Origin of the sequence: Streptomyces corchorusii (genome assembly GCF_001514055.1) — a bacterium.
In the GTDB taxonomy this organism is placed as follows: Bacteria; Actinomycetota; Actinomycetes; order Streptomycetales; family Streptomycetaceae; genus Streptomyces; species Streptomyces olivaceoviridis.
Genome location: NZ_KQ948356.1, coordinates 14,385 through 38,065 on the forward strand (window position 1 = coordinate 14,385; position 23,681 = coordinate 38,065).

Consider the following 23,681-nt stretch of genomic DNA (forward strand, 5'->3'; position numbering starts at 1 on the left):
TCCTGCCTAGCTGTCCGTCGGGGTCGGAGTCCCGGTGTCGGTCGGCGTGGGAGTAGGGGTCGGGGAGTCGGAGGGCGGCGGGCTCGTCGGGCTCGGCGTCGGGTCCGTGGACGGTGGGGACTGCGTGGCGGGCGGCTCGGTGGGCGGTGTGCTCGGCGGAGGCGACGGGGGTGTCGGTGAGGCGTGGGGCGGGGTCGGACGGCTCGGTGCCGTGCCGTAGCCGTCGATCGAGACCACCGCGCCCGCCGGTGCCACCGCCACCTGCGCGTGCCAGTGGCCGGACGGCTCGCGCAGGGGGTCGACGTACACCTTGACCGTCAACGTCCGACCGGGTTCGAGGGTGCCCGAGGACCGGCTGAAGTAGAGCCAGCCGGCCGACGTGGACACCGACCAGCGGACCTCGGACGTCCCGGACGCCGTGAGGGTGATCAGGGTGGTGTCGCCGTCGTTGGCGGCGCCGACTTCGAGCCGCCCCGCGCCCTTCCCGCCCGTGCCGCCGACGCTGACGACCTCCACCGAGACGTCCGCCTTGCCGTCCTTGCCCATGCGGACGCCCGGCTTCACGCCGGCGTTCCCCGCGTTCTCGTAGCCGCCGGACGTGTCGCCGCCGAGCGCCTCGGGACCCCGCGCCTCCCGCGCGGTCGCCGAGCGCCCGTCGTCCTCCCCGGCCGGCCCGCCCCGGTAGGCGGCCCAGAGGGCGAGGACCGGCGCGGCGACCACGGTGGCCACGACCGTCGTCGTGACCGCCCGCGCGCGGATGCGGTCGCGGCGGGCCGCGCGGTCCTTGGGGTCCATCGGGAAGCCGCGCCGGTCGAAGCGGGGTACGGCCGCGCCCCGCGCGCGCGGGTGGCGTGCCAGGGCCGCGCGGGGGGCTTCCAGGACGGGCAGTTCGGCGGGGGTGACCGCGGCGCCGGGCCAGCGGCCGGGGACCGCGCGCTCGGCGGCACGGCGGCAGCGCGGACAGTCGTCGACGTGCCGGACCAGCTCACGGCGCAGGGCCGCGCTGAGGACCAGCCGGTTGTCGCCGGTGAGGTGGGCGACGCCGGGGCAGCCGCCCGTCTCGACCACGGCGAGGGCCGCGCTCGTGCGCTCGACCTCGCAGGCGGCGGAGGCGAGCAGTTCCCGCGCGGCGGCGGGCTCCATGCCGAGGACGGCGGCGACCTCGTCGGTGGCGAGGTGGTGACGGACGGCGAGTTCGAGGGCCTCGCGCTGCTCGGGCGTGGTGCCGGCGGCCTCCGGCCAGGCCAGCAGCGCGAGTTCACGGCGCCGCTGCTCCTGGACCTCCGGGGTGAGGGCGGCTGACGCGGGGGGCTCTTTACCGGTGGACCTGCCGGTGGACCCGGAAGGCCGGGAACTCCCGGCCGCGCCGGAGGGCCACCGAGCTCCGACGGAGGGCCCGGCGGACCCCGCAGGCCCGGCGGACCCGGCTGACGCCGGCGACCCGAAGGGTCCGGCGGACCCGAGCGACCCCGGCGACCCGAAGGGTCCGGCGGACCCGGCTGACCCTGGCGACCCGAATGACCCGGCGGACCCCACTGCCCCCTCGGGCCCGGCGGTCCCATGCGCCCAGAAAGGCCCGTCCGTCCCCGCACTGCCGCCAGCCGCAGAACCCGGCGCCCATGAAGTCCCGGCAGCGCCCGCGGTTCCGGCAGCGCCCGCGGTTCCGGCAGCGCCCCCCGCCCCGGAGACCCCGGCGCCCCGGACGGTTCCGGCCGCACTCGCGCCCCCGGTGCCGCCCCCGCCCGCGCCCCTGGCGCTCCTCTTCCCGGCAGCGCCGGGCTTCCTCCTGCCGTCCCCGGCGTCCGCCCCCTTCCCGGCGCCCCCCGCCCCGCCACGCCCCGCCGCATGTGTGGCCTGACGTTTCTGCTTGGTCTCGGCGAGCTTGCGGAGGCAGGCCCAGCGGGCCAGGGCGTACAGCCAGGCCCGGCGGTCGCCGGGGGCCCCGGGGGCGCGGTGGCCGCGCCGTTCGGCCAGGGCGAGGGCGTCGCCGAGGGCGGCGGTGGCCGTGTCGTGGTCGCACAGGACGGACAGGCAGTAGGTGAACAGGCCGTCCAGGTACGGCTCGTAACGCGCCGGCGTGCGCTGGGCGACGGCGCGCGCGGCGGCGCGGTCGCGCGCCTCCTTCTCCTCACGGTTCTCGCGCGCTTCGCGTCGTGCGTCACGGGCCTCACGTGCCCCGCGATGCGCCCGGTGCGCGCCTGTCGTGCGGGTGGTCGTCTCCGGACTGCTGCTCATCACCCGTGCGACCGTAGGCGGCGGCGGAGTGCCCCTTCTGGAACCTTGAGCACTTTTAATCCGTACGGGTGAAACGATCCCTCATAAGGGGACAGGAACCCTTTGTTCCGCGGCTGGATCCCGGCGGACGGTGGCCAAGAACGGTTCACCCACACGCGCTCCCCGCGCCGTCGCGCCCGACCGCCGGACCCGTTGTCAGTGCCCCGGGCTACGGTTTCCGCATGGCTGCCCGTACCAAGACGACGAAGGACCGCCCGTCCTACCGCTGCACCGAGTGCGGCTGGCAGACGGCCAAGTGGCTCGGCCGCTGCCCGGAGTGCCAGGCCTGGGGCACGGTCGAGGAGTACGGCGCGCCCGCGGTCCGGACCACCGCACCGGGCCGGGTGACCTCCTCCGCCCTGCCCATCGGCCAGGTCGACGGCCGGCAGGCCACCGCCCGCTCGACCGGCGTGCCGGAGCTGGACCGGGTGCTCGGCGGCGGCCTCGTGCCGGGCGCGGTCGTCCTGCTCGCGGGCGAGCCCGGCGTCGGCAAGTCCACCCTGCTGCTGGACGTCGCCGCCAAGGCGGCCGGCGCCGAGCACCCCACCCTCTATGTGACCGGCGAGGAGTCGGCGAGCCAGGTGCGGCTGCGCGCCGACCGCATCGGCGCCCTCCACGACCACCTCTACCTGGCCGCCGAGACCGACCTGTCCGCCGTCCTCGGCCACCTGGACGAGGTCAAGCCGTCCCTGCTGATCCTCGACTCGGTGCAGACGGTGGCCTCCCCGGAGATCGAGGGCGCGCCCGGCGGCATGGCCCAGGTCCGCGAGGTGGCGGGCGCGCTGATCCGGGCGTCCAAGGAGCGGGGCATGTCCACCCTGCTCGTGGGCCACGTCACGAAGGACGGCGCCATCGCCGGGCCCCGCCTGCTGGAGCACCTGGTGGACGTCGTCCTGCACTTCGAGGGCGACCGGCACGCGCGCCTGCGCCTGGTCCGGGGCGTGAAGAACCGCTACGGGGCGACGGACGAGGTCGGCTGCTTCGAGTTGCACGACGAGGGCATCACGGGCCTCGCCGACCCCAGCGGCCTGTTCCTGACCCGCCGGGCCGAGCCGGTCCCCGGCACCTGCCTGACCGTCACCCTGGAGGGCCGCCGTCCGCTGGTGGCCGAGGTGCAGGCGCTGACCGTCGACTCCCAGATCCCCTCCCCGCGCCGTACGACGTCCGGCCTGGAGACCTCGCGGGTGTCGATGATGCTGGCCGTCCTGGAGCAGCGCGGCCGGATCAGCGCGCTGGGCAAGCGGGACATCTACTCGGCGACGGTCGGCGGCGTGAAGCTGTCGGAGCCGGCCGCCGACCTCGCCATCGCGCTCGCCCTGGCCTCGGCCGCCAGCGACACCCCGCTGCCGAAGAACCTGGTGGCGATCGGCGAGGTGGGGCTCGCGGGCGAGGTCAGACGGGTCACGGGCGTGCAGCGCAGGCTCGCCGAGGCGCACCGGCTGGGCTTCACGCACGCGCTGGTACCGGCCGATCCGGGGAAGGTGCCGCCCGGCATGAAGGTCCTGGAAGTCGCCGACATGGGCGACGCGCTCCGGGTCCTGCCGCGCTCCCGTCGCCGAGAGGCCCCACGGGAGGCGGAGGAGCGCCGGTAGACTTTGCCCAGGTCTCGCCCGTCCGTACGAACCGAGTGCGGGTGCGGGAGCGCGTCAGAACCTGCGACCGGAGGAGTGCAGTGGCAGCCAACGACCGGGCAGCGGCTCCCGGCAAGTCCGGTGGGAGTGCCGGTTCCGATGGTCTGATGCGCGCCTCGCTGAGCGCCGTGGCACCCGGTACGGCGTTGCGGGACGGCCTGGAGCGCGTCCTGCGTGGCAACACCGGCGGGCTCATCGTCCTCGGCTCGGACAAGACGGTCGAGGCGATGTGCACGGGCGGTTTCGTGCTGGACGTCGAGTTCACCGCGACCCGGCTGCGGGAGCTGTGCAAGCTGGACGGCGGCATCGTGCTGTCGTCGGACCTGTCGAAGATCCTGCGCGCGGGCGTGCAGTTCGTGCCGGACGCCACGATCCCGACGGAGGAGACGGGCACGCGGCACCGCACGGCGGACCGCGTGAGCAAGCAGGTCGGCTTCCCGGTGGTCTCGGTCTCCCAGTCGATGCGGCTGATCGCCCTGTACGTGGACGGTCAGCGGCGCGTCCTGGAGGACTCGGCGGCGATCCTGTCCCGCGCGAACCAGGCGCTGGCGACCCTGGAGCGGTACAAGCTCCGGCTGGACGAGGTCGCGGGCACGCTGTCGGCGCTGGAGATCGAGGACCTGGTCACGGTCCGGGACGTGTCGGCGGTCGCGCAGCGGCTGGAGATGGTCCGCCGTATCGCCACCGAGATCGCCGAGTACGTGGTCGAGCTGGGCACGGACGGCCGTCTCCTCGCCCTCCAGTTGGAGGAGCTGATCGCCGGTGTCGAGCCCGACCGCTCGCTGGTCGTCCGTGACTACGTGCCCGAGCCGACGGCCAAGCGGTCCCGCACGGTCGACGAGGCGCTGGCCGAGCTGGACGCGCTGACCCACGCGGAGCTGCTCGAACTCGGCACGGTGGCGCGGGCGCTGGGCTACACGGGGTCTCCCGAGACGCTCGACTCGGCGGTGTCCCCGCGCGGGTTCCGGCTGCTGGCCAAGGTGCCGCGGCTGCCGGGCGCCATCATCGACCGGCTGGTGGAGCATTTCGGGGGCCTCCAGAAGCTGCTCGCCGCGAGCGTCGACGACCTCCAGACCGTGGACGGGGTCGGCGAGGCCCGCGCGCGGAGCGTGCGGGAGGGACTGTCGCGCCTGGCCGAGTCGTCGATCCTGGAGCGCTACGTCTGATCCGGGGGCCGGGCGCCTACGAGCTCGGTACCGGATGCCGTACGGCGGGTGCGCGGGGGTGTTCACCACCCGACGACGCGACCGCGCCGCCCCCGTCCTCAGTCTGCCGACAGCACGAACGACGCCTGCGTCTTCCCGAACCCGGGGGTCTTGGCCTCCAGCAGGTACGTGCCCGGCTTTGCCGACCCCCCGGAGGGCGTCGCGCAGTGGGCCGCGCTCGGCTTGCGGTCCCACTTCACGGTGTAGGTGATGCTCTGGCCGGCGGGCACCCGGAACACCAGGCTGCCCGAGCCCTCGGGGCAGTCGGCGGACGACCAGAACGTGTCGTCGCCGTCCGCCGGCGTCACCGTCAACACCGCGTTCTTCGGACCGAGATCGACCTTGCAGTCGGCCGACGAGCTGTTCTTCGCGGTGAGTTCGAACGTCGGCGTCTGGTCCGGCGAGTAGGAGTTGTGCACGCTGCGCAGGCTCAACGCCACCGCTCCGGCCGTGCAGTTGGGCAGCGTGGAGGACGCCGGGAGCGTGTCGCCCGTACCGACCCCGCCGCCACCGGAGGCCGTACCCGAACCGGAACCGTCGCCGGAGCCCGAGGAGCCGTCGGCCGAACCGCTGCCCCCGCCGTCCCCGCCGGAGGCGGAACCGGACCCGGAGCCGGAGCCGGAACCTGAGCCACTGCCGCTGGAGTCCGCGCCGCCCGACTCGTCGCGTCCGCCCGGGTGTTGGCTGATGGCGGGGCCGGACGAGCTCGGTCCGGGAGTGATGGTGTGCGTGGGATTCTTGCCGTTGGACCCGTCGGCGTTCTTCTTGCCGCCCCCGCCGCCGGCGGTGACGATCCACGTGATCACCAGCGCCAACAGGGCGACCACGGACAGCAGTACGGCCCTCCGTCGCCAGTAGATGGTGGAGGGAAGCGGCCCGACCGGATTGCGCAGAGATCCCACGGCGCAAACTGTACGAGAGATCGCCGCGCTTGCTCGCGCCACCCGCCGCGCCGGCGCCAACTTTTCCGGATCATCATCCCGGTAACTGCCGCGGACGACGCGCTTCTTCGCGTTCCGCCACGCTCGGTGACCGTGCCGTCACCCATCGGGCCCGCCAACCCGTGGCAGGATCGGAAGGGCCATGACTGAGAAGCTGCACGCCCCCGTGATCGCCTGGTTCGACACCCACGCCCGTGACCTCCCCTGGCGCCGCCCGGAGGCGGGCCCCTGGGGCGTGATGGTCAGCGAGTTCATGCTCCAGCAGACCCCGGTGAACCGGGTGCTGCCCGTCTACGAGGAGTGGCTGGCCCGCTGGCCGCGCCCCGCCGACCTGGCGAAGGAGGCGCCCGGCGAGGCGGTGCGCGCCTGGGGCCGGCTCGGCTATCCGCGCCGCGCGCTGCGCCTGCACGGTGCCGCGGTCGCCATAACGGAGCGGCACGGCGGTGACGTACCGACGGATCACGCGCAGTTGCTCGCGCTGCCCGGCATCGGTGAGTACACGGCCGCCGCGGTGGCCTCGTTCGCGTACGGGCAGCGGCACGCGGTGCTGGACACCAATGTGCGCCGGGTGCTCGCGCGGGCGGTGACCGGGGTGCAGTACCCGCCGAACGCGACCACGGCCGCCGAGCGGCGCCTGGCGCGGGAGCTGCTGCCGCAGGACGAGCGGACCGCCGCGCGGTGGGCCGCCGCCTCCATGGAGCTGGGCGCGCTGGTGTGCACGGCGAAGAACGAGGGGTGCCCGCGGTGCCCGATCGCCGCGCAGTGCGCCTGGCGGCTCGCGGGCAAGCCGGAGCACGCGGGTCCGCCGCGCCGAGGGCAGACGTACGCCGGTACGGACCGGCAGGTGCGCGGCAAGCTGCTGGCCGTGCTGCGGGAGGCGCACGCGCCGGTGCCGCAGGCGGTGCTGGACCGGGTGTGGCACGAGCCGGTGCAGCGGGCGCGGGCGCTCGACGGGCTGGTCGCGGACGGTCTGGTGGAGCCGCTTCCGGGCGGCCTCTACCGGCTGCCGCTCGGCTGACGCACAGCCAAGTCACCACCGCTCGGCATCCGTTACGGATGTTCCGGCCGGGCAAATCACCCCATAGCCCCACAAACCCCTCGCCGGCTTTACCCTGTTCCTCCGTCCGTTACACAACCGACGGATAGCTGATTGCCAGCCGCAGGCTGGTCCGCACAGCCCCGTGACAACCACTCCGTAGCTTCTTCTCCGTGCCCGGCGGACCACCGGGCGCGGGGAGAGCGGGACTTCGGGCAAGGGCCGGAAGCACAACGGGGAACGGAGGCGGTTGATCATGGCGCAGGGCGAGGTGCTCGAATTCGAGGAGTACGTCCGCAGTCGGCAGGACGCGCTGCTGCGCAGCGCCCGTCGACTGGTCCCGGACCCGGTCGACGCCCAGGACCTGCTCCAGACGGCGCTGGTGCGGACGTACGGCCGCTGGGAGGGCATCGCCGACAAGCGGCTCGCCGACGCCTATCTGCGCCGGGTCATGATCAACACGCGGACCGAGTGGTGGCGGGCGCGCAAGCTGGAGGAGGTGCCGACGGAGCAGCTGCCGGACGCCTCCGTCGAGGACTCCACCGAGCAGCACGCCGACCGGGCCCTGCTGATGGACGTCATGAAGGTGCTCGCACCGAAGCAGCGCAGTGTCGTGGTGCTGCGACACTGGGAGCAGATGTCCACTGAGGAGACGGCCGCTGCCCTCGGCATGTCGGCCGGTACGGTCAAGAGCACGCTGCACCGGGCGCTCGCCCGGCTCCGTGAGGAGCTGGAGGCCCGCGATCTGGACGCACGCGCTCTGGAGCGTGAGGAGCGGGAGCGTTGCGCGGCCTGACCGGGGCCGGGCCCGACCGGGCCCGAGGCAGTACACAGGCGGTGATCGCGGTGGGGACCGCGCTCGCCGCCCCCGCCCTTTTCCTCGCCGCGTGCGGCAGCGGGGGCACGGGCGCACGGGACGAGGGCCCGGCACACGCCTCGGCGGTGGCCGGGGCCGTCGCCTCACCCTCCCCCAGCCCGTCCGAGAAGTACCGGCGGGTGGACCCCGTCAGGCTGGTCAAGAGCGATCCCGAGGTGTCGCCGGCGGTCAAGCGGGAGCTGAAACCGTGCAACGGCGATGAGTACCCGGTCGACGTCTCCTACGGCAATCTGACCGGGGCCCCGGTGGACGATGTCGTCGTCAACGTCCTGACCTGCGCCGACGCGGTCGGCATCGGCTCGTACGTGTACCGGGACGACGCCGGCTCGTTCAGGAACGTCTTCAAGAGCGAGGAGTCCCCGGTCTACGCGGAGATCGACCAGGGAGTCCTGTCGGTGACCAGGCAGTACTACGAGAAGGGCGACCCGATCTCCAGCCCGTCCGGTGAGATCGTGACCCCGTACACCTGGAAGACGGGACGGTTCGCGCAGGGCAAGCCCACGCGCAACGAGTACAGCAAGTCCGCCGGCGGGGGCCCGACACCCGTACCGGACAACTGACCGCCCCGCGCCCCCACCCACCTGACCGCCACACCTACCCCACGAGGACTGAGAGCACCGGGATGGCAGAGCAGACCCACGTCCTGTTCGTCGAGGACGACGACGTCATCCGCGAGGCCACCCAGCTCGCCCTGGAGCGGGACGGCTTCGCGGTCACCGCGATGCCCGACGGCCTGTCGGGCCTGGAGGCGTTCCGGGCCGACCGCCCCGACATCGCGCTGCTGGACGTCATGGTGCCGGGCCTGGACGGCGTCAGCCTGTGCCGCCGGATCCGGGACGAGTCGACCGTGCCGGTGATCATGCTGTCGGCGCGCGCCGACTCCATCGACGTCGTCCTGGGCTTGGAGGCGGGCGCCGACGACTACGTGACCAAGCCCTTCGACGGTGCCGTGCTGGTCGCCCGGATCCGCGCGGTGCTGCGCCGGTTCGGGCACGCCGGCGGATCCGCGCAGGCGGAGGAGGCCGCGTCGACGGACGGCGGCGGCACGCTCGCCTTCGGGGACCTGGAGATCGACACCGACGGCATGGAGGTGCGCCGGGCCGGGCAGCCGGTGGCGCTGACGCCGACCGAGATGCGGCTGCTGCTGGAGTTCTCCGCCGCGCCGGGTACCGTGCTCTCCCGCGACAAGCTGCTGGAGCGGGTGTGGGACTACGGCTGGGGCGGCGACACCCGGGTCGTGGACGTGCATGTGCAGCGGCTGCGGCAGAAGATCGGCCAGGACCGGATCGAGACGGTCCGCGGCTTCGGCTACAAGCTGAAGGCCTGAGCGGAGCGGCGTCATGCGGGGGATTCTTCGGCATCCGGTCCGGCGCATGGAGCGCGCGGGCCTGCGCACCGGGCTCAGGTGGAAGGTCAGCGCGGCCATCGCGCTGGTGGCCGGGCTGGTGGCGATCGTCCTGAGCCTGGTCGTGCACAACGCGGCCCGCGTCTCGATGCTGGACAACGCGCGCGAGCTGGCCAACGACCGGGTCCTGATGGCCCAGCGCAACTACGAGCTGAACCGGGGGCCGGTCTTCCCCTACGTCAAGGTCGACGATCCGGAGCTGCCGGCCGCGCTGCGCGAGAAGGTGGAGCGGGGCCGCCGGGCGAGCGATGTCTCCGAGCACCACGGGGTGGCGGACATCTGGGCGGCCGTCCCCGTGAAGGGCGGGCATGTGCTGTCCCTGCACAGCCATCTGCCCGACCGCAACACCGACATGCTGCAAGACCTGGACCAGGCTCTGATCATCGGCTCGGTCGCGGTCGTGCTCGGCGGCAGCGCGCTGGGCGTGCTGATAGGCGGGCAGCTGTCCCGCCGGCTGCGCAAGGCGGCGGCTGCCGCGAACCAGGCCGCGGCCGGTGAGACCGACGTCCGGGTGCAGGAGGCCATCGGCGGGGTCGTACGGGACGAGACCGACGAACTCGCGCGCGCGGTGGACGCCATGGCGGACGCGCTGCGGCAGCGCCTGGAGGCCGAGCGGCGGGTCACCGCCGACATCGCGCACGAGCTGCGCACCCCGGTGACGGGTCTGCTGACGGCCGCCGAGCTGCTGCCGCCCGGCCGGCCCACGGAGCTGGTCCTGGACCGGGCCAAGGCCATGCGCACCCTGGTGGAGGACGTCCTGGAGGTGGCCCGGCTGGACGGGGCCTCGGAGCGGGCGGAGTTGCAGGACATCATGCTCGGCGAGTTCGTCGCGCGCCGGGTGGCGGCCAAGGATCCGGACATCGCCGTACGGGTGGTGCACGAGTCGGAGGTCACCACCGACCCGCGGCGGCTGGAGCGGGTGCTGTTCAACCTGCTCGCCAACGCCGCCCGGCACGGCCGGCCGCCGATCGAGGTCACCGTGGAGGGGCGGGTCATCCGGGTCCGCGACCACGGCCCCGGCTTCCCGGACGAGCTGCTCGCCGAGGGGCCGAGCCGGTTCCGCACCGGCAGCAAGGACCGCGCCGGGCAGGGCCACGGCCTCGGGCTGACCATCGCGGCGGGGCAGGCGCGCGTGCTGGGCGCCCGGCTGACGTTCCGCAACGTACGGCCCGCGGGGGCGCCCGCCGGCGTTCCCGCGGAGGGTGCGGTGGCCGTCCTGTGGTTGCCGGAGCACGCCCCGACCAACACGGGCAGCTATCCGATGCTGCCCGCGTCCGGCGGCACCCCCGCCCCGCGATCAGGCACCGCTCACCGCACGGCCCGGGACATGTGAGGGCGTCCGCTCGCCGGGAGAGTTCCGCGCCCGCCGAGCTGGGTCTCCCGCTCGCCAAGGAAAAGTCCCCCGCCCGCACTCCTGTCGCGAGGCTGCTGTTCCTGCTCGTCACCGTAGGCAGGGCCGGGCGCGGTGCGCTTCTTCGATGTCGCGGTGTTGAAACCGCCGGCCCAGAGCATGGCGTAGCAGCCGGGTATGAGGGCGGCGCCGCGGCCGACGTGCCGCGGCCGGTACTCGCTCGGGGTGAGGCCGGTGCGGGCCTTGAAGCGGGCGGAGAAGGTGCCGAGGCTGCTGAAGCCGACCAGGGTGCAGATCTCGGTCACCGTGAGGCCGGCGGTGCGCAGCATCTCCTCGGCGCGCTCGATCCGCCGGTGGGTGAGGTACTGGCCGGGCGTCTCGCCGTACGCCTCCTTGAAGGCGCGCAGGAAGTGGTACCGCGAGTACCCGGCGTGCGCCGCCACCACGTCCAGGTCGAGGCCCGGATCGGCCCAGTCCCGGTCCATGGCGTCCTTGGCCAGACGCAGGCGGCGATCCTGTCCATGAGCCGATGGTGGCACGGGGGTCTGACATCGGGGCCCGTGCGAGAACGGGCGAGGCCCCGGCCCCTGCGAGAACGGCCGAAGGCCCCGGCGCCGCGGACGCGCGCACCGGGGCCTTCGGGCTCAGGCCGGGTCAGACGGCCTCGACCACGGCCACCGGCGCCGCGTCGGCACCCTCGGCGGCCTTGGGGCCGCCCTTGAGCGGCACCTCCTTGACGAACAGCGCCGCGATCAGCACCAGCACCGAGATCCCGGCGCCGAGCAGGAACGCGGAGTGCGTGCCGGAGGACACCGCGTGCTGGTACGCCTCGCGGACCATCACCGGGAGCTTCGCCAGGCTCTTCGCGTCCAGCTGCGCCGACTGCTCGGTCATCTTGGCCCCCGCCGCGCCGGCCCGGTCGGCCATGACGTCCTGGACCCGGTGGTTGAACAGGGCGCCCATGATGGCCACGCCGAAGGAGGAGCCGAGCGTACGGAACAGGGTGGTCGAGGAGGACGCCACACCCATGTCCTTCATCTGGACGCTGTTCTGCGCGACCAGCATGGTGATCTGCATCAGGCAGCCCATGCCCGCGCCGACCACGGCCATGTAGAGACCGGAGGTCAGGCGGGTCGTCCCGGTGTCCATCAGGGACAGCAGGTACAGGCCGACGGTCATCAGGACGCCGCCGACGATCGGGAAGATCTTGTACCGGCCGCTGTTGGTGGTGACCCGCCCGGCGACCATCGAGGTCACGAGCATCGCGCCGAGCATCGGCAGGAGCAGCAGTCCGGAGTTGGTGGCGGAGGCGCCCTGCACGGCCTGCTGGTACAGCGGCAGGAACAGGGTGGCGCCGAACATCACGAAGCCGGTGATGAAGCCGATGACCGACATCAGGGTGAAGTTGCGGCTCTTGAAGATGTGCAGCGGCACGACCGGCTCGGCGGCCTTGGTCTGCCAGAACACGAACCCGACCAGCGCGGCCACGCCGATGCCGGTCAGCTCCATGATCCGCGCGGAGGTCCAGGCGTACTCGGTGCCGCCCCAGGTGGTGACCAGCACGATGGAGGTGATGCCGACGGTCAGCAGCAGCACGCCCAGGTAGTCGATGCCCGCCTTGGACCGCTTCTTCGGCAGGTGCAGTACGGCGGTGACGAGCGCCAGGGCGACCGCGCCGAGCGGCAGGTTGATGTAGAAGGCCCAGCGCCAGCCCCAGTTGTCGGTGATGGTGCCGCCGACGAGCGGGCCGCCGATCATCGCCAGCGCCATCACGCCGGCCATCATGCCCTGGTACTTGCCGCGCTCCCGCGGCGGGATCAGGTCGCCGATGATCGCCATGACGCCGACCATGAGACCGCCGGCGCCCAGGCCCTGCACGGCCCGGAACCCGATCAGCTGGCCCATGTCCTGGGCCATGCCGCTCAGCGCCGAGCCCAGGAGGAAGAGCACGATCGAGCTGAGGAAGGCGCCCTTGCGCCCGTACATGTCGCCGATCTTGCCCCAGATGGGGGTGGAGGCCGCGGTGGCCAGGGTGTAGCCGGTGACGACCCAGGAGAGGTGTTCCAGGCCGCCCAGTTCGCCCACGATCGTGGGCATCGCCGTACCGACGATCATGTTGTCCAGCATCGCGAGCATCATCGCGATCATCAGTGCGAGAAGCACCACCCGCACACTCCGGGGCTGTTTGCCCTCGGCCGCACTCTGGGGCTGTCCGCCCTCTGCTATGACACTTTCGACCGTGTCCGCCATCGTCTTCCCATTCCCCCTGCGGCAGATACTTACTTGCCGCCCGGCTAGTTACTACACTGCGGAAGGTAGACCCGCTACTAGCCGGGCGTCAAGTAAGTTTTCGCGGGAGCGCGAGGAGTACGAGGATGGGCCTCACCATGGACGGCACCAAGCAGCAGCGCCGCGGCAACACCCGCCAGCGCATCCAGGACGTGGCGCTCGAACTCTTCGCGGAGCAGGGCTACGAGAAGACCTCCCTGCGGGAGATCGCCGAGCGCCTCGACGTCACGAAGGCGGCCCTGTACTACCACTTCAAGACGAAGGAAGAGATCATCGTCAGTCTCTTCGCGGACCTGACGAAGCCGATCGAGGACCTGATCGAGTGGGGCGGACGGCAGCCGCACACCCTGGAGACCAAGCAGGAGATCGTCCGCCGCTACAGCGAGGCGCTGGCCGGCGCGGAACCGCTGTTCCGCTTCATGCAGGAGAACCAGGCGACGGTTCGGGAACTGCGCATCGGCGACACCTTCAAGGACCGGATGCGCGGCCTGCGGGACATCCTCATCGACCCGGAGGCGGAGCTGGTCGACCAGGTCCGCTCGGTCAGCGCGATGTTCACGCTGCACGCCGGGATGTTCGTGATGCAGGACCTCGAAGGCGACTCCGAGAAGAAGCGCGAGGCCGTTCTCGAAGTCGCCTTGGACCTCGTCGCGCAGGCGCACGAGCACGCCCGCGAGAAGGAGTAGGTCAGACCTTCACACCCTGGGCGCGCAGGAACGCGACCGGGTCGATGCCGGAGCCGTAGTTCGGGGTCGTACGGATCTCGAAGTGCAGGTGCGGACCGGTGGAGTTGCCGGTGGAGCCGGACAGCGCGATGTGCTGGCCGGTCGCGACGACCTGGCCGATCCGCACGTCGACGCGGGACAGGTGCGCGTACTGCGAGTAGGTGCCGTTGCCGTGCTTGATGACGATGGCGTTGCCGTAGGCCGGGCCGTCACCGGCGCCGTTGGGGCCGGCCTTGACGACGGTGCCGCCGTGCGCGGCGACGACCTCGGTGCCGGTCGGCACGGCGAAGTCCTGGCCGCTGTGCTTGTGCGCCCAGTGGTTGCCGGCCTGGGCGAAGCCCGCCGAGAGCGCGTACTTCTTCACCGGGTCGACCCAGGAGCCGGCGGACGCGGTGGCGGCGCTCGCGACCCCGGTGCCCAGCACGGCCGTGGCGCCGAGTCCGGCAGCCAGGACGGTCACACGGGCACGGAGCGAGGACGTACGGGAGGAGCGGGACGTGAAGCGCTGGAACATCTGGACCTCGTGAACTCGGAGACACTTCCACCACCCGGCGTACGGACGTCCATGGAGACGTTTCACCGAAGCGGCCATCCCTTGGTAACCGAGCACCCCATCCAGCCCAAAACGCCCCAAGTACGGCATCAGGTAGTAGACGCTGCCAATACCACCCTCTTTCTTGACAGCCGCACACCCCGGCCCGCACGGCCCTGACGACGCACTTCTCGTGCGCAACCATGCGAGGCAAAACTCACCTTTTCGCCCCTTTTGCCTATCCGGCGCATCCCACTATCACGGCTAGTACCGGACATTTCGCCTGTGCCGCATATCACCGGCACCCTCCGTCGGTGAATACGGAAATGTGACGCAGACCTCTAGGCGCCTACCCTCCAGTAACCCTACGGTTCCCCTCGCGCCACCCTCGCCTCAGATCATGCCCCTGACATTCAGAGAGCCGCGAGAGGACCCCCACCGATGACCAGACGCCCCTGGACGCGCCGCATCTGCGTGACCACCGTCTCCGTGGCCGCCCTGGCCGCGCTGGCCGCCCCGGCCGAGGCCGCGAGCGCCTCCTCCGCCAAGGTCGACCACGCCACCTGGCAGAAGGACTGCCAGGCGGTCATGGACCAGGCCCTCCCGTACCTGAAGGACCGCATCGCCGCCGCCAGGCCCGGCGAGAAGCAGGCGATCGTCCTCGACATCGACAACACCACGCTGGAGACCGACTTCGGCTTCAGCTACCCCCAGCCGGCCAACCGGCCCGTCCTGGACGTCGCCCGCTACGCCCAGGAGCACGGCGTCTCCCTCTTCTTCGTCACCGCCCGCCCCGGCGTCCTGTACTGGCCCACCGAGTACAACCTCGAACACGACGGCTACGACGTCTCCGGCCTCCGCGTCCGCGGCCTGGTCGACCTCTTCAAGGACGTCGCCGCCTACAAGACCGCCCAGCGCGTCGACATCGAGAACGACGGCTACACGATCATCGCGAACATCGGCAACAGCGCCACGGACCTGTCCGGCGGCCACGCCGAGAAGACCTTCAAGCTGCCGGACTACGACGGACAGCTGTCGTAGGACCGAGCGCACCCGGCACGGACCGCGTCATCAGCGTGCAGCCGCGCCGGGGAACGCCGAAGGGGCCGGTGCCCGAAGGCACCGGCCCCTCACGTCCGGCTGGACCGCCGGAGGCTGACGCTTACTCCTTGCTCAGGTTGGGCCCAGCCCCACCCGCGGCCTGCTCGATCGGCGGGACGTCCGGCAGGGCCGACTTCTCCTCACCCCGGAAGGTGAAGGTGGCGGCGTCGCCCTCGCCCTCGGTGTCCACGACCACGATGTGACCGGGGCGCAGCTCGCCGAAGAGGATCTTCTCCGAGAGCGTGTCCTCGATCTCGCGCTGGATCGTGCGGCGCAGCGGCCGGGCGCCCAGCACCGGGTCGTAACCCTTCTTGGACAGCAGCTCCTTCGCGGACTGGGAGAGCTCGATGCCCATGTCCCGGTCCTTCAGGCGCTCGTCCACCTTGCTGATCATCAGGTCGACGATCCGCAGGATGTCCTCCTGCGTCAGCTGCGGGAAGACGACCACGTCGTCGACGCGGTTGAGGAACTCGGGCCGGAAGTGCTGCTTGAGCTCGTCCGACACCTTGTTCTTCATGCGCTCGTAGTTGGTCTTCGTGTCGCCCGCGGCGGCGAAGCCGAGGTTGAAGCCCTTGGAGATGTCCCGGGTGCCGAGGTTGGTCGTCATGATGATGACCGTGTTCTTGAAGTCCACGACCCGGCCCTGGGAGTCGGTCAGGCGACCGTCCTCCAGGATCTGGAGCAGCGAGTTGAAGATGTCCGGGTGGGCCTTCTCGACCTCGTCGAAGAGGACGACCGAGAACGGCTTGCGGCGCACCTTCTCCGTCAGCTGGCCGCCCTCCTCGTAGCCCACGTATCCGGGGGGCGAACCGAAGAGACGCGACACCGTGTGCTTCTCGCTGAACTCCGACATGTCGAGGGAGATCAGCGCGTCCTCGTCACCGAAGAGGAACTCGGCGAGCGCCTTGGACAGCTCGGTCTTACCGACACCGGACGGGCCGGCGAAGATGAACGAACCACCCGGACGCTTCGGGTCCTTCAGACCCGCACGCGTACGGCGGATCGCCTTCGACAGCGCCTTGACGGCGTCGTTCTGGCCGATGACCCGCTTGTGGAGCTCCTCCTCCATGCGGAGCAGGCGGGAGGACTCCTCCTCCGTGAGCTTGAAGACCGGGATGCCGGTGGCCGTGGCGAGGACCTCGGCGATCAGCTCGCCGTCCACCTCGGCGACGACGTCCATGTCGCCGGCCTTCCACTCCTTCTCCCGCTTCGCCTTGGCGGCCAGGAGCTGCTTCTCCTTGTCGCGCAGGGACGCGGCCTTCTCGAAGTCCTGCGAGTCGATCGCGGACTCCTTGTCCCGGCGGACGGCGGCGATCTTCTCGTCGAACTCGCGCAGGTCCGGCGGAGCGGTCATCCGGCGGATGCGCATCCGGGAACCGGCCTCGTCGATCAGGTCGATCGCCTTGTCCGGCAGGAAGCGGTCCGAGATGTACCGGTCGGCCAGGGTGGCGGCCTGGACCAGCGCCTCGTCCGTGATGGAGACGCGGTGGTGCGCCTCGTAGCGGTCGCGCAGGCCCTTGAGGATCTCGATCGTGTGCGGCAGGGACGGCTCGGCGACCTGGATGGGCTGGAAGCGGCGCTCCAGGGCCGCGTCCTTCTCCAGGTGCTTGCGGTACTCGTCCAGGGTCGTCGCACCGATGGTCTGGAGCTCGCCGCGGGCCAGCATCGGCTTCAGGATCGAGGCCGCGTCGATGGCGCCCTCGGCGGCACCCGCACCGACCAGCGTGTGCAGCTCGTCGATGAACAGGATGATGTCGCCGCGGGTGCGGATCTCCTTGAGCACCTTCTTGAGGCGCTCCTCGAAGTCACCGCGGTAGCGGGAGCCGGCGACCAGGGCGCCGAGGTCCAGCGTGTAGAGGTGCTTGTCCTTGAGCGTCTCGGGCACCTCGCCCTTGACGATGGCCTGGGCGAGGCCCTCGACGACGGCGGTCTTGCCGACGCCGGGCTCACCGATCAGGACCGGGTTGTTCTTGGTACGGCGGGACAGCACCTGCATGACCCGCTCGATCTCCTTCTCGCGCCCGATGACCGGGTCGAGCTTGGACTCACGAGCGGCCTGGGTGAGGTTCCGGCCGAACTGGTCCAGGACGAGAGAGGTCGAGGGGGTGCCCTCGGCCGGGCCGCCCGCGGCGGCGGTCTCCTTGCCCTGGTAGCCGGAGAGCAGCTGGATGACCTGCTGCCGCACCCGGTTGAGGTCTGCGCCCAGCTTGACCAGGACCTGGGCGGCGACGCCCTCGCCCTCGCGGATCAGGCCGAGCAGGATGTGTTCCGTGCCGATGTAGTTGTGGCCCAGCTGAAGGGCCTCGCGGAGCGACAGCTCCAGGACCTTCTTGGCACGGGGGGTGAAGGGGATGTGCCCGGACGGGGCCTGCTGGCCCTGACCGATGATCTCCTCCACCTGCTGGCGGACCGCCTCAAGCGAAATGCCGAGGCTCTCCAGGGCCTTAGCGGCGACACCTTCGCCCTCGTGGATGAGACCCAGGAGGATGTGCTCGGTGCCGATGTAGTTGTGGTTGAGCATCCGGGCTTCTTCCTGAGCCAGGACGACAACCCGCCGCGCGCGGTCGGTGAACCTCTCGAACATCGTTAATCGCTCCTCAGAGCGGTCAGGCAGTGGGGGGAACTTCCCCTCCCTGTCCTTCCGCAGCTTAGTCCCGCAAGCGGGGACCGCTCATTCCAACTGCCGACACCGTCGATGGCCTCCTGACCCGTGACGCCGACATCTGCTCCAACCCGATGGTGCGAGACGATGTTCCCGCAGGCCAGGCAGTTACCCCAGTCGCCAGTACGCCGATGGCGAACGTGAGACGGCCTTTCCTGCGTGTCGCCCCCTCCCACTAGGCATGTCTTACCCGCAGGGACGGACACTCCATGCGGCGCGCACCGGTTCCCTCCGCTATGGGCGAACAACCTTGCGCCTCCCCGGGCCCCCACGCGCCCCTTCGTCCGCCACTCTGCGCAGCCGACAGGGCACCCAGCGTAACCCGAAGGGGGGTCCGGCGGTTGCTCCCGGCATGGTTGGCTCGGTCTCCATGACCTCCACGGTCCCCCTTCCTCGCCGGCCCGTCGATCCGGGCGCCCCGGCCGCCGGACCCTGTGCCGCTCCGCCCGCCGGTCCGGAGGTCCGGGCCCGGCACTGGTACGAGAACGATCTGGGGTGGCCGACCGTGCCCGGACGGCCGCTGCGGCTGCGTACGGGGGTGCGGTTCGACGTGCTGGACGTACCGGCCGAGGCGGGCGCGAAGGCGCTCCGGCATCTCGCGCCGGGCTCCCCGGTGGCCCTGCGGGGCGACCGGATGCGGCTGCTGGTGGCCGCGGGCAGCGCCGAGGAGCTCCCCGGGCTGCTGGCCTGGCTGGAGTGGGGCACGGTGGCCCTGGACCTACGCGTCCTCGGGGCGGGCGACACGATGGAGGCCCCGCCGCCCGCGGAGAGCGCCGTCGTACGGACCGGTTCCGTACGGGCCGGGGTTCCGCGCGAGCCGTCCGCACAGGGGGCCGCCGTGTGGTTGCGGCCCCCCGGTCCGGAACGTGAGGTCGAGGCCTCGCTGCCCGCCATGCCGGCCGTGCCGGCGGCGCCCCCCGCGGGGCGCGAGGGGAGCGCCCCCGATCTCGTGCGACTGGTGGACACGGTGGCAGCGCAGTGTCACCGGGTCCGGCTGCGGCGCGCGTGCGCCGGGCATCCCGCCGACCGGCGGGATCAGCCGTTGGCCTTCTCGTAGGCCTCGCGGATGGACGCGGGAACCCGGCCGCGGTCGTTGACCTCGTAACCGTTCTCCTTGGCCCAGGCGCGGATCGCCGCGGTGTCCTGGTTGCCGCCGGTAGCGGCACGCACCTTTCCACGACCGCCGGAGGAACGGCCACCAGTACGACGCCCGCCCTTCACATAGGGGTCAAGAAGCGTGCGCAGCTTGTCCGCATTGGCAGTCGTGAGATCGATCTCGTACGTCTTGCCGTCCAGCGCGAACGTCACGGTCTCGTCCGCCTCGCCGCCGTCGAGGTCGTCGACAAGAAGGACCTGAACCTTCTGTGCCACCGCATTTCCTTTCATCGATAACGTTGAGGGCCAGGGGTGTGCGGCGTCCGCCGTTTCGCCGCCCCTGTTATATGCAGTACTGCAGTACGTCGGAAAGCAAACCGCTTTTGCCGGAAAAACACAAACCCTCGGGAGTGACTCGACGGACCGCCACCGTCCGGAAACATGCGCGTTTCGGACATAGGCCACCGGGGCAATGACGATCACAGATGCAGAAGCATCCGGCTGTTGCCCAAGGTGTTCGGCTTCACTCGTTCGAGACCGAGGAACTCCGCGACGCCCTCGTCATAGGAACGCAACAGCTCCGCGTACACATCGGTGTCGACCGGCGTCTCCCCGATCTCCACGAAGCCGTGCTTCCCGAAGAAGTCGACTTCGAAGGTCAGGCAGAAAACGCGTCGAACGCCGAGCCAGCGCGCGGTCTGGAGCAACTTCTCCAGCAACTGATGACCGACGCCGGCGCCCTTGAGGCCGGGCTTCACCGCCAGTGTGCGGACTTCCGCGAGGTCCTCCCACATGACGTGCAGCGCTCCGCAGCCGACCACCTCGGCGTTGTCGTCGCGTTCGGCGACCCAGAACTCCTGGATGTCCTCGTAAAGCGTGACCATCGCTTTGTCGAGCAGGATGCGGTCGCGGACGTAGGCGTCGAGGAGGCGGCGCACGGCGGGGACATCGCTGGTCCGGGCCCGGCGGACGGTGATGGCTTTTGCGGAGACTTCGGGACGCTCTGCTGACATGAGCGGACGCTATCGCCCGTCGGTGCCCTCCGGCGCGCCGGGGTTCTCCTCTTGCCGGGCTTCGGCGGGTTCCTGTGGGCGGGCTTCGGGGGCTTCCCGGGTTTCTTCCGGCCCTTGGACGATGCGTACGGCGTCCCTGAGGGCCTGGCGCTGTTCCTCGCTCATCATGCCGAAGAAGGCGACGAGAGCGGCGGCCGGGTTGTCGCTCTGCGACCAGGCGTCGTTCATGAGGGCGGCGGCGTACGCGGCCCGTGTCGACACGGCCTCATATCGATAGGCCCGCCCTTCGGCCTCGCGGCGCACCCAGCCCTTCTGATGGAGATTGTCCAAAACGGTCATCACGGTGGTGTACGCGATGGAGCGTTCCCGCTGGAGGTCTTCCAGGACTTCTCGAACGGTCACCGGGCGGTTCCACTTCCACACCCGCGTCATGACCGCGTCTTCGAGTTCTCCCAATGGGCGAGGCACAACTCAGAACAATAGTGGGAGATCCCGACAATGGCGTGCCGGACGTGCAGTAGGGCTACAAACGCGAACAAAAAGGGCGTACGACTCGTGTGGCGCCGGGGCGCGGGGAGTCGTACGCCGGGGGACGGCCGGGGTCGGCCGAGGTGCTCCGGTGGGTCAGCCGGGTGGGCCCGAGGGCCGAACCGAAGGGCTGTGACCTGCGGTGATCTGGCGTTCTCTGCCGTGGTCCGCTCAGGCGTCGCCGGCGGCGGAGGCATTGCGGGCGCCCTCCGCGCGGGCGAGGGCGGCGTCGACGGCCGCGTCCTCCTTGGCCTTGGCGGCCCCGCCCTGGGTCTTCACGATCACCCTGACCACACCGATGAAGAACACGGCCATGACGACCGGGGGCACGAGCGCGGAGATGTAGTCCATGGCTCCAGAGTAGCCACGCCGGAACGCCCGAAAGGGGCAGGGGCGCCCCTAACCCGCGGCCAGCTGGTGCGGCGCGGACTCCGCCGGGGGCGCCGGCTTGCGGCGCGGGAAGACCTCTCCGGGCGTCGGGATGGGCCGCTTGGGGGCGGCCGGTTCCGGGGCCGGCCGCTCCGAGGGGCCGGGTGACGGCTCCCGCCCGGGCTCCTGCGGGGGCCTGGAGGGCTCGCCGGCCTCCTCTTCGCCCTGTGCGGCCCCGGACTCCCCCGCGCCGCCCGTGAGCGCCAGCAGGCGTGTCCTCGCGGGCGGCACGGCGGGCGCCGGCACCTTCCGCCCGCCCTGCGCGAACCGCGCCCGCACGTCCTGCTCGGCCAGCTCCTGGCAGCGGTCCAGCAGCGCCGCCGCCGCGGGGTTCCCGCGCAGCGCCCGGAGCGCGGCCAGATCGTCCGGCGTCGGCCGGTGCCCGGCGCCGAGGACCTCCTCCAGGAGGGTGAGGTAACCGGCGGCGGTACCCGGCAGGGCGGCCCGGTAGCGGCCCAGGTCGGCCACCAGGAAGGCGCGCAGTCTGGCCCCCTCGCACATCGCCTCGTCGAGCGACTCGGCCAGGCGGAGACAGTCCTGCACCTCCTCGGCGGAGGCGTGGCCGGGGTGAAGGGCGAGGGCGAGGGCGCGGCGGAGCACACGCAGCTCCTCCGCGCCGAACGCCATGCCGCCGCGGGATCCGTATGGCGTGGGCATGCGGCGACGCTACCCACTAATCGGACAAAAGTGACGATTCCGCATCGCATTCCCCCCGCGTGTCGCTCCGGCTTCCCTCATCCGGTGCCACCGGCGGCCGGGGGCGTTCGCGGGACGGCCCGGCGCCCGGTCGGGCGCCGGGCCAGGCTCACAGCCGCGACACGTTTCGTTCGTAGACCAGGCGGAGGCCTATCAGGGTCAGCCACGGCTGGTGCTCGTCGATCACCGACGACTCGCCCAGCACCATCGGCGCCAGACCGCCCGTGGCGATCACGGTCACGTCGTCCGGGTCGTCGGCCAGCTCCCGTGCCATCCGGCCGACGACCCCGTCGACCTGCCCGGCGAACCCGTACACGATGCCCGCCTGCATCGCCTCGACCGTGTTCTTGCCGATCACGCTGCGCGGCCGGGCCACCTCGATCTTGCGCAGCTGCGCGCCCTTGACGCCGAGCGCCTCCACGGAGATCTCGATGCCGGGCGCGATCACCCCGCCGACGTACTCCCCGCGCGCGGAGACCGCGTCGAAGGTGGTCGCCGTGCCGAAGTCCACGACGATCGCCGGACCGCCGTACAGGTCGACGGCCGCGACCGCGTTGATGATCCGGTCGGCGCCGACCTCCTTGGGGTTGTCGGTGAGGATCGGCACGCCCGTCTTGACGCCCGGCTCGACCAGGACGGCGGGTACGTCGCCGTAGTACCGCCGGGTGACCTCGCGCAGTTCGTGCAGCACCGACGGGACGGTCGCGCAGATCGCGATGCCGTCGATGCCGTCGCCCAGTTCCTCGCCGAGCAGCGGGTGCATGCCCATCAGGCCCTGGAGCAGCACCGCCAGCTCGTCCGCCGTGCGGCGCGCGTCCGTGGAGATGCGCCAGTGCTCGACGATGTCCTCACCGTCGAACAGCCCGAGGACGGTGTGCGTGTTGCCGACGTCGATCGTGAGCAGCATGGCCGTTACTCCGCCTCGCGCAGGTCCAGGCCGATGTCCAGGATCGGCGAGGAGTGGGTCAGCGCGCCGACGGCCAGGAAGTCCACGCCGGTCTCGGCGTACGCGCGCGCGTTCGCGAGCGTCAGCCGCCCGGAGGCCTCCAGCAGCGCCCGCCCGCCGACGATGCCGACGGCCTCCGCGCACTCGCCGGGGGTGAAGTTGTCCAGCAGGATCAGGTCGGCGCCCGCGTCCACGACCTCGCGCAGCTGGTGCAGGGTGTCGACCTCGACCTCGATCGGCACGTCCGGGAAGGCTTCCCGTACCGCCTTGAAGGCCTGCGCGACGCCACCGGCGGCGACCACGTGATTGTCCTTCACCAGGGCCGCGTCGGACAGCGACATGCGGTGGTTGACGCCCCCGCCGCAGCGGACGGCGAACTTCTCCAGCGAGCGCAGGCCCGGCGTCGTCTTGCGGGTGTCCCGCACGCGCGCCTTGGTGCCCTCCAGCGCGTCCGCCCACGCGCGCGTGGCGGTCGCGATGCCGGACAGCCGGCACAGGATGTTCAGCGCGCTGCGCTCGGCGGTGAGCAGGTCACGCGTGCGCGTGGTGACCGACAGCAGCTTCTGCCCGGCCTCGACGCGGTCGCCGTCCTCCACGTACCGCTCGACCTCGAACTCGTCCGTGCACACCACGGAGAGCACGGCCTCGGCGACCCGCAGGCCGGCCACGACGCCCGCCTCGCGCGCGGTGAAGTCGGCGGTGGCCACCGCCTCCTCCGGGATGGTCGACACGGTCGTCACGTCCACACCGCCGTCCAGGTCCTCCTGGATGGCGACGTTGGCGATGTCCTCGACCTCGATCGGGTCGAGTCCGGCAGCGGCCAGCAGTTCGGCGAGCGCGGGGTCCAGCCCGCACTCCAGGTACTCCTCGTCGCCCTCGGCGCCGCAGGTGCAGCCGTCGCCGCAGCCGCCGGTCGGGGCGAGGGGAAGGTCGTCGGTGCTCACG

22 protein-coding genes and 1 pseudogene are annotated in these 23,681 nt (G+C 71.6%); 10 read left to right on the top strand and 13 right to left on the bottom strand.

The features are described 5' to 3' along the window. Positions 1–6: 6 nt before the first annotated feature. Positions 7–2,235, bottom strand: a complete 2,229-nt coding sequence (locus AQJ11_RS51045; protein ID WP_341846282.1) for a BACON domain-containing protein — start codon at positions 2,233–2,235, stop codon at positions 7–9. A 221-nt stretch (positions 2,236–2,456) separates the two neighbouring features. Between AQJ11_RS51045 and radA the strand changes: the two genes are divergently transcribed. Further along, complete coding sequence (gene radA, locus AQJ11_RS15650; protein ID WP_014674157.1) at positions 2,457–3,866, top strand: DNA repair protein RadA; 1,410 nt, start codon at positions 2,457–2,459, stop codon at positions 3,864–3,866. 80 nt (positions 3,867–3,946) lie between these two features. Next, entirely contained in the window at positions 3,947–5,071 is a 1,125-nt protein-coding gene (disA, locus tag AQJ11_RS15655; protein ID WP_015493313.1) for a DNA integrity scanning diadenylate cyclase DisA, read from the top strand. Positions 5,072–5,169: 98 nt separating this feature from the next. Here disA and AQJ11_RS15660 read toward each other — a convergent pair whose 3' ends face one another. After that, positions 5,170–6,012: a hypothetical protein gene (locus AQJ11_RS15660; protein ID WP_208616524.1), complete on the bottom strand. Its 843-nt coding sequence runs from the start codon at positions 6,010–6,012 to the stop codon at positions 5,170–5,172. Positions 6,013–6,193: 181 nt separating this feature from the next. On the opposite strand from AQJ11_RS15660, the gene AQJ11_RS15665 reads away from it, so the two are divergent. From AQJ11_RS15665 to cseC, 5 genes are all read left to right on the top strand, one after another. Further along, complete coding sequence (locus tag AQJ11_RS15665; RefSeq protein WP_014674154.1) at positions 6,194–7,069, top strand: HhH-GPD family protein; 876 nt, start codon at positions 6,194–6,196, stop codon at positions 7,067–7,069. Between the two features lie 274 nt (positions 7,070–7,343). After that, a complete protein-coding gene (locus tag AQJ11_RS15670; protein WP_014674153.1) occupies positions 7,344–7,883 on the top strand; it encodes a SigE family RNA polymerase sigma factor in 540 nt (179 codons plus the stop codon). After that, on the top strand, positions 7,871–8,524 hold the full coding sequence (locus AQJ11_RS15675; RefSeq protein ID WP_237280908.1) for a hypothetical protein: 654 nt from the start codon (positions 7,871–7,873) through the stop codon (positions 8,522–8,524). Before AQJ11_RS15670 ends, AQJ11_RS15675 begins: the two co-directional genes overlap by 13 nt. Positions 8,525–8,586: 62 nt before the next feature. Beyond that, on the top strand, positions 8,587–9,291 hold the full coding sequence (gene cseB / locus AQJ11_RS15680; RefSeq protein WP_014674151.1) for a two-component system response regulator CseB: 705 nt from the start codon (positions 8,587–8,589) through the stop codon (positions 9,289–9,291). A 13-nt stretch (positions 9,292–9,304) separates the two neighbouring features. Beyond that, positions 9,305–10,702, top strand: coding sequence for a two-component system sensor histidine kinase CseC (gene cseC / locus AQJ11_RS15685; RefSeq protein WP_014674150.1), 1,398 nt, complete (start codon positions 9,305–9,307; stop codon positions 10,700–10,702). Positions 10,703–10,785: 83 nt separating this feature from the next. Here the strand turns inward: cseC and AQJ11_RS15690 are convergent. After that, positions 10,786–11,205, bottom strand: a pseudogene (locus tag AQJ11_RS15690) (helix-turn-helix transcriptional regulator); the annotation flags it as partial. 169 nt (positions 11,206–11,374) lie between these two features. Next, entirely contained in the window at positions 11,375–12,970 is a 1,596-nt protein-coding gene (locus tag AQJ11_RS15695) for an MDR family MFS transporter (protein ID WP_208616525.1), read from the bottom strand. A gap of 125 nt (positions 12,971–13,095) precedes the next feature. Here AQJ11_RS15695 and AQJ11_RS15700 point away from each other — a divergent pair, with 125 nt between their 5' ends. Beyond that, entirely contained in the window at positions 13,096–13,695 is a 600-nt protein-coding gene (locus tag AQJ11_RS15700; protein WP_058081420.1) for a TetR/AcrR family transcriptional regulator, read from the top strand. 1 nt (position 13,696) lies between these two features. On the opposite strand, the gene AQJ11_RS15705 is transcribed toward AQJ11_RS15700, so the two are convergent. Then, positions 13,697–14,248 carry a M23 family metallopeptidase gene (locus AQJ11_RS15705; RefSeq protein WP_014674147.1) on the bottom strand — a complete coding sequence of 184 codons (552 nt, stop codon included), beginning with the start codon at positions 14,246–14,248 and terminating at the stop codon, positions 13,697–13,699. Positions 14,249–14,707: 459 nt separating this feature from the next. On the opposite strand from AQJ11_RS15705, the gene AQJ11_RS15710 reads away from it, so the two are divergent. Continuing rightward, positions 14,708–15,307: an HAD family acid phosphatase gene (locus AQJ11_RS15710; protein WP_059263499.1), complete on the top strand. Its 600-nt coding sequence runs from the start codon at positions 14,708–14,710 to the stop codon at positions 15,305–15,307. A 121-nt stretch (positions 15,308–15,428) separates the two neighbouring features. Here the strand turns inward: AQJ11_RS15710 and AQJ11_RS15715 are convergent, their stop codons facing one another. Beyond that, complete coding sequence (locus AQJ11_RS15715) at positions 15,429–17,951, bottom strand: ATP-dependent Clp protease ATP-binding subunit (protein WP_014674145.1); 2,523 nt, start codon at positions 17,949–17,951, stop codon at positions 15,429–15,431. Between the two features lie 448 nt (positions 17,952–18,399). Between AQJ11_RS15715 and AQJ11_RS15720 the strand changes: the two genes are divergently transcribed. Beyond that, positions 18,400–19,086 carry an SCO3374 family protein gene (locus tag AQJ11_RS15720; protein WP_244218260.1) on the top strand — a complete coding sequence of 229 codons (687 nt, stop codon included), beginning with the start codon at positions 18,400–18,402 and terminating at the stop codon, positions 19,084–19,086. On the opposite strand, the gene AQJ11_RS15725 is transcribed toward AQJ11_RS15720, so the two are convergent. From AQJ11_RS15725 to nadC, 7 genes are all read right to left on the bottom strand, one after another. Beyond that, positions 19,065–19,400 carry a histone-like nucleoid-structuring protein Lsr2 gene (locus AQJ11_RS15725; protein WP_014674143.1) on the bottom strand — a complete coding sequence of 112 codons (336 nt, stop codon included), beginning with the start codon at positions 19,398–19,400 and terminating at the stop codon, positions 19,065–19,067. The genes AQJ11_RS15720 and AQJ11_RS15725 overlap by 22 nt on opposite strands. A gap of 203 nt (positions 19,401–19,603) precedes the next feature. Then, on the bottom strand, positions 19,604–20,137 hold the full coding sequence (locus AQJ11_RS15730; RefSeq protein WP_041665409.1) for an amino-acid N-acetyltransferase: 534 nt from the start codon (positions 20,135–20,137) through the stop codon (positions 19,604–19,606). Positions 20,138–20,146: 9 nt separating this feature from the next. Then, a complete protein-coding gene (locus tag AQJ11_RS15735; RefSeq protein ID WP_078611790.1) occupies positions 20,147–20,605 on the bottom strand; it encodes a BlaI/MecI/CopY family transcriptional regulator in 459 nt (152 codons plus the stop codon). Positions 20,606–20,836: 231 nt separating this feature from the next. After that, positions 20,837–21,016 carry a hypothetical protein gene (locus AQJ11_RS15740; protein ID WP_014674140.1) on the bottom strand — a complete coding sequence of 60 codons (180 nt, stop codon included), beginning with the start codon at positions 21,014–21,016 and terminating at the stop codon, positions 20,837–20,839. Between the two features lie 48 nt (positions 21,017–21,064). Continuing rightward, positions 21,065–21,721: a hypothetical protein gene (locus AQJ11_RS15745; RefSeq protein ID WP_059263500.1), complete on the bottom strand. Its 657-nt coding sequence runs from the start codon at positions 21,719–21,721 to the stop codon at positions 21,065–21,067. Between the two features lie 178 nt (positions 21,722–21,899). Beyond that, positions 21,900–22,697 carry a type III pantothenate kinase gene (locus AQJ11_RS15750; protein ID WP_014674138.1) on the bottom strand — a complete coding sequence of 266 codons (798 nt, stop codon included), beginning with the start codon at positions 22,695–22,697 and terminating at the stop codon, positions 21,900–21,902. A 5-nt stretch (positions 22,698–22,702) separates the two neighbouring features. Next, on the bottom strand, positions 22,703–23,680 hold the full coding sequence (gene nadC / locus AQJ11_RS15755; protein WP_059263501.1) for a carboxylating nicotinate-nucleotide diphosphorylase: 978 nt from the start codon (positions 23,678–23,680) through the stop codon (positions 22,703–22,705). Position 23,681: the final 1 nt, after the last annotated feature.

What these genes read in the sequence shown, in the direction of transcription:
- AQJ11_RS51045 (WP_341846282.1), bottom strand. Translation starts at nt 2,235, where the DNA reads ATGAGCAGCAGTCCGGAGACGACCACCCGCACGACAGGCGCGCACCGG.
- radA (WP_014674157.1), top strand. Translation starts at nt 2,457, where the DNA reads ATGGCTGCCCGTACCAAGACGACGAAGGACCGCCCGTCCTACCGCTGC.
- AQJ11_RS15665 (WP_014674154.1), top strand. Translation starts at nt 6,194, where the DNA reads ATGACTGAGAAGCTGCACGCCCCCGTGATCGCCTGGTTCGACACCCAC.
- AQJ11_RS15670 (WP_014674153.1), top strand. Translation starts at nt 7,344, where the DNA reads ATGGCGCAGGGCGAGGTGCTCGAATTCGAGGAGTACGTCCGCAGTCGG.
- cseB (WP_014674151.1), top strand. Translation starts at nt 8,587, where the DNA reads ATGGCAGAGCAGACCCACGTCCTGTTCGTCGAGGACGACGACGTCATC.
- cseC (WP_014674150.1), top strand. Translation starts at nt 9,305, where the DNA reads ATGCGGGGGATTCTTCGGCATCCGGTCCGGCGCATGGAGCGCGCGGGC.
- AQJ11_RS15695 (WP_208616525.1), bottom strand. Translation starts at nt 12,970, where the DNA reads ATGGCGGACACGGTCGAAAGTGTCATAGCAGAGGGCGGACAGCCCCAG.
- AQJ11_RS15700 (WP_058081420.1), top strand. Translation starts at nt 13,096, where the DNA reads ATGGGCCTCACCATGGACGGCACCAAGCAGCAGCGCCGCGGCAACACC.
- AQJ11_RS15705 (WP_014674147.1), bottom strand. Translation starts at nt 14,248, where the DNA reads ATGTTCCAGCGCTTCACGTCCCGCTCCTCCCGTACGTCCTCGCTCCGT.
- AQJ11_RS15710 (WP_059263499.1), top strand. Translation starts at nt 14,708, where the DNA reads ATGACCAGACGCCCCTGGACGCGCCGCATCTGCGTGACCACCGTCTCC.
- AQJ11_RS15715 (WP_014674145.1), bottom strand. Translation starts at nt 17,951, where the DNA reads ATGTTCGAGAGGTTCACCGACCGCGCGCGGCGGGTTGTCGTCCTGGCT.
- AQJ11_RS15720 (WP_244218260.1), top strand. Translation starts at nt 18,400, where the DNA reads ATGACCTCCACGGTCCCCCTTCCTCGCCGGCCCGTCGATCCGGGCGCC.
- AQJ11_RS15730 (WP_041665409.1), bottom strand. Translation starts at nt 20,137, where the DNA reads ATGTCAGCAGAGCGTCCCGAAGTCTCCGCAAAAGCCATCACCGTCCGC.
- AQJ11_RS15740 (WP_014674140.1), bottom strand. Translation starts at nt 21,016, where the DNA reads ATGGACTACATCTCCGCGCTCGTGCCCCCGGTCGTCATGGCCGTGTTC.
- AQJ11_RS15745 (WP_059263500.1), bottom strand. Translation starts at nt 21,721, where the DNA reads ATGGCGTTCGGCGCGGAGGAGCTGCGTGTGCTCCGCCGCGCCCTCGCC.
- AQJ11_RS15750 (WP_014674138.1), bottom strand. Translation starts at nt 22,697, where the DNA reads ATGCTGCTCACGATCGACGTCGGCAACACGCACACCGTCCTCGGGCTG.